Consider the following 8,443-nt stretch of genomic DNA (forward strand, 5'->3'; position numbering starts at 1 on the left):
CCGGTGGGCGCGCAGGTCGGGCTGGAGCAGCGCGTGCCCGTCCGCGGAGACCCGGGCGGCGGCCCCGACGGCAGCGGCGAGCCGGTCGCGGTCCGTGATGCCCTTGGCCACGGCGGCACCGCGGTCCCCCTGGGCGGGGACGACGACGACGGCCTGGTCCGGCCAGCCGAGGCCCGCCAGGTAGCGGTCGACGGCGTCGTCCGCCGTGCGGGCGCGCAGCGCGGCGCCCGGCATCGACAGCGAGCGCGTGACCTCCACGACCTCGATCCCGAGCTCGTCGTCGAGGAAGATCAGCAGCTCCTCGTGCCCGGGCACGCCGACGGCCGCCAGCGGCCCGTAGCTGGCCTCGCTGGCCAGCCCGAGGGGCAGGCCGGTCACCTGCATGGCCAGGCGGGCCTTGCCCCGCGCCGCGGCGAGGGGCGCGACCGTCCGCGGGACCTCGCCGGTGAACGCGCCGAACTGGTCGGTGTCGAGCCCGGGCGGGGTGCGCACCCGCGCTCGGAGGATCCGTGCGAAGGGCGGTCCGAGCTGCTCCTCCTTGCGGTGCCGGGTGCCGAGCCCGACCGTGGTACCGGCGTAGGGCGGGCCCGAAAACACGAGAAGAAATCTACAGGCTTTGCCCTTCATGTCACGATGTCGCCGACCACGAGCGAGTCCACGGAAGGAAGTCCCATGCCGAACCCCCTCAGCAACGACGCCCTCGAGGCCCTGGCACCCGGCGCACCGTCCGCGGGCGGCGCGGTCCCGATCACCGTGGCGCGCGGGGACGGGATCGGCCCGGAGATCACGGACGCCACCCTGCGCATCCTGGAGGCCGCCGGCGCCCGGCTGGCCGTGGAGGAGGTGCAGATCGGCGAGGCCGTCTACGCCCGAGGGCACAGCGCCGGCATCGAGCCGGACGCGTGGGAGTCCCTGCGCCGCACCCGCGTGTTCCTCAAGGCCCCGATCACCACGCCCCAGGGGGGCGGGTTCAAGTCCCTCAACGTGACCGTGCGCAAGTCCCTCGGCCTGTTCGCGAACGTCCGGCCCTGCGTGGCCTACGCACCCTTCGTGCCCACCCGGCACCCCGGCATGGACGTCGTCATCATCCGGGAGAACGAGGAGGACCTCTACGCCGGCATCGAGCACCGGCAGACCCGCGAGGTGACGCAGACCCTCAAGCTCATCTCCCGTCCCGGCTGCGAGCGCATCAACCGCTACGCCTTCGAGTACGCGCGCCGGCACGGTCGGAGCAAGGTCACCTGCTTCACCAAGGACAACATCATGAAGCTGACCGACGGCCTGTTCCACAAGGTCTTCGACGAGGTGGCGGCGGACTACCCCGAGATCACGGCGGAGCACTGGATCGTCGACATCGGTGCCGCGAAGCTCGCCGACACCCCCGAGGCCTTCGACGTCGTCGTCATGCCCAACCTCTACGGCGACATCCTCTCCGACGTCGCGGCGCAGATCGCCGGCTCCGTGGGCCTGGCCGGGTCGGCGAACATCGGCGAGCACGCGGCGATGTTCGAGGCGATCCACGGCTCGGCGCCCCGCCGGGCCGGCCAGGACCTCGCGAACCCGTCGGGCATGCTCCTGGGCGCCGTCATGATGCTCGTGCACATCGGCCAGGGCGACGTCGCCGCACGCGTGCACAACGCGTGGCTCGCCACCCTCGAGGAGGGCATCGGCACGTACGACATCGCGCGGGAGGGCCGCAGCCCCGTCGGCACGCGGGCCTTCGCGGACGCGGTCATCGAGCGGATCGGCCGCGTGCCGCAGACCCTCGCGCCCGTGGAGTACCCGGTCGGGCAGGAACCCATGACGTTCCCGGCGGTCAGCCGGGGGACCGAGGTGCGGACGATGGACGGCGTGGACGTCTTCATCGCCTCCGACGACCGCGACCCCCAGGCGCTGGCGGACATCCTCACGCGCGCCACGGAGGGGCTTCGGCTGCAGCTGAGCATGATCAGCAACCGCGGCCTCAAGGTGTGGCCCGGCGGGATGCCGGAGACCTTCTGCACCGACCACTGGCGCGCGCGGTTCCAGTCCGCCGAGCCCGGCGGGGCGGACCGGCGCCACGTCCTGGAGCTCCTGTCGCACCTCGACACGGCGGGCGTCGACTTCGTCAAGACCGAGGGCCTCTACCGCTTCGACGGCGAGCCCGGCTACTCCCTCGGCCAGGGCCAGTGAGGCCTGCGCGGCCCTGACGAACGACGGCGGCCCCGGGTTCCCGGGGCCGCCGTCGTGACGCGTTCCGCGAACACGGCCTGATCAGCGCCCCACCTCGTTGCGGCCACCGGCCGCGTGGTCGAGGATCGACCCGTGACCCCAGCCCGGACCCGTGCCCTGACCACGCCCGCCCGGGCCGCCTCCGTCCTCGCGGGCGCCACGCTGCTGGCCCTGGGGCCGGCGCTCGCCGCGAGCGCGGCGGAGCCCATCGACCTCGCGGAGCAGGTCGTCGACCAGGCCGGCGTGCTCGGCGGGCAGGCGGCCGAGGTCCAGGAGGCCGTCGACCGGCTGGCCACCGAGGCCGGCACGGACCTGTACGTCGTCTACGTCGACGACTTCGGGGGCCTGACGCGCGAGGAGTGGGGCAACGAGACCGCCGGTCTGTCCGGGCTCGGCAGCGCCGACGCCCTGCTGGCCGTGGCCGTCGACGAGCGCAGCTTCTTCTTCGGCGCGCAGGACGGGACGGCCGTCCAGTCCGCGGTGGCCGCGGCGAACGACGCGGTGCGCACCCGCCTGGGCCAGGACGACTGGGCCGGGGCCGCCGTGACGGCCGCCGAGGGCATCCGGGCCGAGCAGACCGGGACCAGCACGGGCGCCGACCCGGGGCGCCCGGGCGGCGTCCCGGTCGCGGACGACGGCGCCGGCGGGTTCATGACGCTGCTCCTGCTCGGGGGCGCGGTCATCGCGGGTGTGCTGCTGTTCCGGTCCCTGCGGCGCAAGGGCACCGGCGCGCGGTCCGGTCCGGGTGGCGCACCGGGACAGGGCCCACCGCCGGCACCCGCCCCGCAGGGCCTGGAGGCCCTGCCCACCGAGGAGCTGGACCGCCGCGCCGCATCCGCGCTCGTGCGCGTCGACGACGCCGTCCGGACCTCCGAGCAGGAGCTCGGCTTCGCCCAGGCGCAGTTCGGCATCGAGGCGACCCGCGAGTTCGGTGTGGTCCTCGAGCGGGCGAAGAAGCAGGTCATCGAGGCGTTCCACCTGCGCCAGGTGCTCGACGACGAGATCCCCGACGACGAGGCCACCGTGCGGCGCGTGTCGCTGCAGGTCCTCGCGCTCTGCAAGGAGGTCGCCGAGAGCCTGGACGCGCAGACCGACCGGTTCGACGAGCTGCGCGACCTGCAGCAGCGGGCCCCGGAGCTGCTCGACGCCGACGAGGCGCGCGCCGCGGAGATCGAGGCGCGCATCCCCACCGCCCGCCGCACGCTCGAGCAGCTCGCGGCGACCTACCCGCGCGAGGCCCTCGCCTCCGTCACGGCCAACCCCGACCAGGCCCAGGCGCTCGTGGACCAGGTGCGCCTGACGGTCGCCCAGGGCCGCGAGGTGCTGGCGGCCGGGGACCGGGGGGCCGCCGTGAACCTCGCCCGCGCGTCCGAGAACGCCGTCGGCCAGGCCGTCACGCTGCTGGACGCGGTCGACCGCGCGGGGTCCGACCTCGCCGCCGCGACGCAGCGGCTCGAGCGGGCCATCGCCTCGATCGGCTCCGACGTCGACGACGCGCGCCGGCTCGCGCCGCGCAGCACCGAGGTCGCGCCCCGCGTCGACACGGCCCGCGCCGCCATCGAGCAGGCCCACACGGCCCGCACCGGCGGCGACCCCCTCGCCGCGCTCCGCACCATCACCGAGGCGGAGGCCGAGCTCGACCGGGCGCTCGCGCCGCACCGGGAGGAGGCCGACCGTCGTCGTCGGGCGGAGCAGCACCTCGGTGAGACGCTCGGGCGGGTGGACTCGCTCATCCGCGCGACCGCCGACTTCATCACGACCCGCCGCGGCGCCGTCGGCCCGGACGCCCGGACGCGCCTCGCGGAGGCCGCCCGGCTGCTCCAGCTGGCCCGCGACCAGGCGCGCACCGACCCGGAGACCGCGCTCGCGACGGTCCAGCGCGCGGAGCGCCTCGCGCAGGAGGCGCAGGACATCGCCCACGCCGACATCGACGACTACGAGGTGCGGCACCGCCCGCAGACCCAGCACCACGGGGGCCCGAACATCGGCGGCATGATCCTCGGCGGCATCCTCATCGACTCGATCCTCCGGGGCGGCGGTGGCGGGGGCGGCGGCTTCGGCGGAGGCTTCGGGGGTGGTGGTGGTGGCTTCGGCGGCGGGGGCGGCGGCTTCGGCGGAGGCTTCGGCGGCGGCGGCTTCGGCGGAGGGGGCGGCGGCTTCGGCGGAGGGGGCGGCAGCTTCTAGACCCCTCGGGCAGCTCACACCCCCGCACGGGAAGAGCACATCCGCCGGGCCGACCGGCCCGCGGACGAGCGAGACAGGAAGGCACGGCACATGACGGAGAAGCAGAGCATCATCGGCCGCATCACCCAGCTGGCGCGCGCGAACATCAACGCGCTCGTCGACCAGGCCGAGGACCCGCAGAAGATGCTGGACCAGCTCGTCCGCGACTACACCAGCAGCATCGGCGAGGCCGAGCGGGCGATCGCCCAGACGATCGGCAACCTGCGCCTGGCGGAGCAGGACCACAACGAGGACGTCGCCGCCGCGCGCGAGTGGGGCGACAAGGCCGTGGCCGCGTCGACCCGCGCCGACCAGTACCGCGCGCAGGGCGACACGGCCAACGCGGACCGCTTCGACCAGCTCGCCAAGATCGCCCTGCAGAAGCAGATCGGCGCCGAGACCGAGGCCAAGGACGCGGAGCCGCTCATCGCCTCGCAGCGCGAGACGGTCGAGAAGCTCAAGTCCGGGCTCGCCCAGATGAAGGACAAGCTCGGCCAGCTCAAGACCCGCCGCGACACGCTCGTCGCCCGGCAGAAGGCCGCCCAGGCGCAGCAGCAGGTGCAGGGCGCCATCTCCTCGATCAACGTCCTGGACCCGACGAGCGAGCTCGCGCGCTTCGAGGAGCGCGTGCGTCGCGAGGAGGCCATGGCGATGGGCCAGGCGGAGATCGCCGCGTCGTCGCTGGAGTCGCAGTTCGCCGAGCTCGAGTCGGCCGGCACCGAGATCGAGGTCGAGGCCCGCCTCGCCGCGCTCAAGGCGGGCAACCGCCCCACCGCGCAGATCGAGGCGTACACCGTGACCCCTGCGATCGAGGCCGCCCAGGAGGACCGCGCCTGAGCGACCGCACCCCGCCGACGGCGCCCCGTCCCGCACCGCGCGGGGCGGGGCACCGTCGTCACGGGCAGGGCAGGCCGACTCGCCGACCCGGGCCCGGCACCCAGCGCGCTCCCAGGCATCTCCCAGACTCGGGGCGCAGACTGGTGGCATGGCCGATCCCGAGGCACGCCTCGTCGTCGTCGACGACGAGCCCACGATCCGAGAGCTGCTCACCACGTCCCTGCGCTTCGCGGGCTTCGAGGTGTTCGCGGCGGCCGACGGCGCCTCCGCGCTCGCCCTCGTCCGCGACGTCCAGCCGGACCTCGTGGTCCTCGACGTGATGCTGCCGGACATGGACGGCTTCACCGTGACCCGGCGCATGCGCGACCGGGACCAGCACGTGCCGGTCGTCTTCCTCACGGCACGGGACGACACGACCGACAAGGTCCAGGGCCTGACCGTGGGGGGCGACGACTACGTCACCAAGCCGTTCAGCCTGGAGGAGGTCGTGGCGCGCATCCGGGCGGTCCTGCGCCGCACCCGCGCCGCCGGGCAGGCGGCGGAGGAGAACCTCCTGCGCTACGCGGACCTCGAGCTGGACGAGGACAGCCACGAGGTGCGCCGCGGCACGCGCGTCGTGGAGCTGTCCCCGACGGAGTTCGCGCTGCTGCGCTACCTCCTGCTCAACGCGGGCCGGGTGCTCTCCAAGTCGCAGATCCTCGACCACGTCTGGGAGTACGACTGGGGCGGCGACGGGGCCATCGTCGAGTCCTACATCTCCTACCTGCGCCGCAAGGTGGACCGGCGGCCCGACGGGACGCCCGAGGACCAGCCGCTGATCCACACCAAGCGCGGGGTCGGGTACGTGCTGCGGCTCCCGCCCGGGGCCTGACCGGTGGGGAACCCGGCGACCGCCTGGGCGGCGCTGCCGCTGCGCTCCCGGCTGACCGCGCTCTTCGTCGCGCTGCTCGTCATGGGGCTCGGCCTGTCCGGCGTCGTCGCGCAGACCTTCCTGCGCAGCTCGCTCGTGGAGCAGGTGGACAGCCAGCTCGCCGCCGCCGCGCCGCTGGCGGTGGACCGCGTCACGGCCCGCGGGATGCGGATGCTGGACACCGGCAACCTGCCGTCCGACTACCACGTCGCGATCCTCGACGTCGACGGCCAGGTCGTCACGGCGCAGGCGGTGGACGGCGCCGCCGCGGGCAGCCCGACCGTCCCGGCGCTGTCGGCGGCGCAGGTCGCCGAGCGGGGCGGCGAGGCCTTCACGGTCGCGGACGCCGACGACGGCGGGCGGTGGCGGGCGCTCGCGCTGCCGCTCACGAGCTACCGGCAGGGCACGGTGGTGGGCTCCGTCGTCGTCGCCCTGCCCCTGGACCCGGCCCAGGCGACGCTGACGCAGATGCGCCGCGTCCTGCTGACGATCGCCGTCGGCGTGGTGGCCCTGGGTGCCGTCGCCGGGTGGTGGGGTGTGCGCCGCGAGCTGCGGCCGCTGCGCCAGATCGAGGCGACGGCCGGCGCGATCGCCGCAGGCGACCTCGCGCGTCGCGTCCCCGCCCAGCCGTCGAGCACCGAGGTGGGGCGCCTGGCGGCGGCCCTCAACGCCATGCTCGCGCAGCTGGAGCAGGCCTTCGCCGCGCGGGAGGCGTCCGAGGAGCGCATGCGCCGGTTCGTCTCGGACGCCAGCCACGAGCTCCGTACGCCGCTCGCGACCATCCGCGGGTACGGGGAGCTCTACCGCATGGGTGCGCTGACGGCCCCGGACGACGTCGCCGCCACGATGCAGCGCATCGAGGGCTCGGCGGTGCGGATGGGCAGCCTGGTCGAGGACCTCCTGCACCTGGCGCGCCTGGACGAGGGGCGTCCGCTCCGGGCGGAGCCGGTCGACCTGGCGGTGCTCGCCACGGACGCCGCCGCCGACCTCCGGGCGCTCGACCCGGCCCGCCCCGTGCGCGTGGTGGCCCTGGCCGCCGGTGGCACCACGGCCGGGGCGGTCGCCGTCGGTGACGAGGACCGGCTGCGGCAGGTCCTGTCGAACCTCGTGGGCAACGTGGCGCGGCACACGCCGGACGGCACGCCGGCGGAGGTCGCCGTCGGCAGGGCGGCGGAGGGACGCGTCGCCGTCGAGGTCCGCGACCACGGTCCGGGTGTCTCCGCGGAGCACGCGCACCGGGTCTTCGAGCGCTTCTACCGGGTCGACGCGGGCCGGGGCCGCGAGACCGGCGGCGCCGGCCTGGGGCTGGCCATCGTGGCGGCGATCGTGCGCGCGCACCACGGCGAGGTCGCGGTGCACCCCACCCCCGGGGGCGGGACGACGGTGCGGGTGGCGCTGCCGGCCGCGACCGACGGTGACGCCCCCGGGACCGACGACGACCTCCGGGGCACCGGAGCCACGCCGAGCGGTGGCCGGTCCGCTCCCCCGGTCTAGGATTGCTGCTCGACCTGCACCCCCGACAGCGAGGCTCCTCACCCATGGGCGTCACCGACGCACCCCAGTGGCTGTCCCAGGCGTTCGTCCGGTCCTGCCGGGCCGCGGGCGCCACCGCCGAGCAGGACGAGATCGACGAGGTCGCGCACGAGCTGCTGGGCCGGTGGACCGAGCCCGAGCGGCACTTCCACAACCTGCGCCACCTCACCGACGTCCTCATGCGGGTGGACGAGCTGGCCGAGGAGACCCACGAGCCGGACCTCGTCCGTCTCGCCGCGTGGTACCACGGCGCCGTCTTCGACGCCGCGGAGCGCACCTCCTACGCCGGCCGGGGCGGCGAGGACGAGCAGGCCAGCGCCGTGCTCGCCCGGGAGCAGCTGACCGGGCTCGGCGTGCCCGCCGCGTCGGCGGAGCGGGTCGCGTACCTCGTCACGGCCCTGCGCCGGCACAACCCGGACCCGGACGACTTCGACTGCGCCGTCCTGTGCGACGCGGACCTCGCCGTCCTCGCGGCCGAGCCCCAGCGGTACAAGGCCTACCTGGAGGACGTCCGCGCGGAGTACGCGCACCTGCCCGTCGAGGCCTTCGTCCGGGCGCGGATCCGGATCCTCGAACGCCTCACGGAGCGGCCGCGCCTCTTCGTCAGCCCCCTCGGGGCGGCGTGGGAGGAGCCCGCCCGGCAGAACACCGCCGCGGAGCTCCACCGGCTCCGCAAGGAGCTGGGCCGGATCGAGGCCGCCGCGGCGTCCGCCCCCGCCGGGGCGGACG

Annotated in this window: 7 protein-coding genes; 6 read left to right on the plus strand and 1 reads right to left on the minus strand. The window is 75.2% G+C overall.

The genetic code is table 11. The features are described 5' to 3' along the window. Positions 1–627, minus strand: a 627-nt coding sequence (locus N866_RS11805) for a DUF6671 family protein (RefSeq protein ID WP_155855329.1), incomplete at its 3' end; no start/stop codon positions are given. Positions 628–672: 45 nt separating this feature from the next. Here N866_RS11805 and N866_RS11810 point away from each other — a divergent pair. The 6 genes from N866_RS11810 to N866_RS11835 form a co-directional block, all read left to right on the plus strand. Beyond that, positions 673–2,172 carry an NADP-dependent isocitrate dehydrogenase gene (locus N866_RS11810; RefSeq protein WP_081802593.1) on the plus strand — a complete coding sequence of 500 codons (1,500 nt, stop codon included), beginning with the start codon at positions 673–675 and terminating at the stop codon, positions 2,170–2,172. A gap of 132 nt (positions 2,173–2,304) precedes the next feature. After that, positions 2,305–4,395, plus strand: a complete 2,091-nt coding sequence (locus tag N866_RS11815) for a TPM domain-containing protein (protein ID WP_052022966.1) — start codon at positions 2,305–2,307, stop codon at positions 4,393–4,395. Positions 4,396–4,485: 90 nt separating this feature from the next. Beyond that, positions 4,486–5,271 carry a PspA/IM30 family protein gene (locus N866_RS11820; RefSeq protein WP_034226574.1) on the plus strand — a complete coding sequence of 262 codons (786 nt, stop codon included), beginning with the start codon at positions 4,486–4,488 and terminating at the stop codon, positions 5,269–5,271. A 148-nt stretch (positions 5,272–5,419) separates the two neighbouring features. Then, a complete protein-coding gene (locus tag N866_RS11825; RefSeq protein ID WP_034226576.1) occupies positions 5,420–6,142 on the plus strand; it encodes a response regulator transcription factor in 723 nt (240 codons plus the stop codon). A gap of 3 nt (positions 6,143–6,145) precedes the next feature. Beyond that, positions 6,146–7,675: a sensor histidine kinase gene (locus N866_RS11830; protein WP_052022967.1), complete on the plus strand. Its 1,530-nt coding sequence runs from the start codon at positions 6,146–6,148 to the stop codon at positions 7,673–7,675. A gap of 44 nt (positions 7,676–7,719) precedes the next feature. Further along, positions 7,720–8,443, plus strand: a 724-nt coding sequence (locus N866_RS11835; protein ID WP_034226578.1) for an HD domain-containing protein, incomplete at its 3' end; no start/stop codon positions are given.

The sequence above is a fragment of the Actinotalea ferrariae CF5-4 genome (assembly GCF_000603945.1).
Classification (GTDB): Bacteria; Actinomycetota; Actinomycetes; order Actinomycetales; family Cellulomonadaceae; genus Actinotalea; species Actinotalea ferrariae.

Coding starts and splice junctions, on each gene's coding strand:
- N866_RS11820 (WP_034226574.1), top strand. CDS start 4,486: ATGACGGAGAAGCAGAGCATCATCGGCCGCATCACCCAGCTGGCGCGC.
- N866_RS11825 (WP_034226576.1), top strand. CDS start 5,420: ATGGCCGATCCCGAGGCACGCCTCGTCGTCGTCGACGACGAGCCCACG.
- N866_RS11810 (WP_081802593.1), top strand. CDS start 673: ATGCCGAACCCCCTCAGCAACGACGCCCTCGAGGCCCTGGCACCCGGC.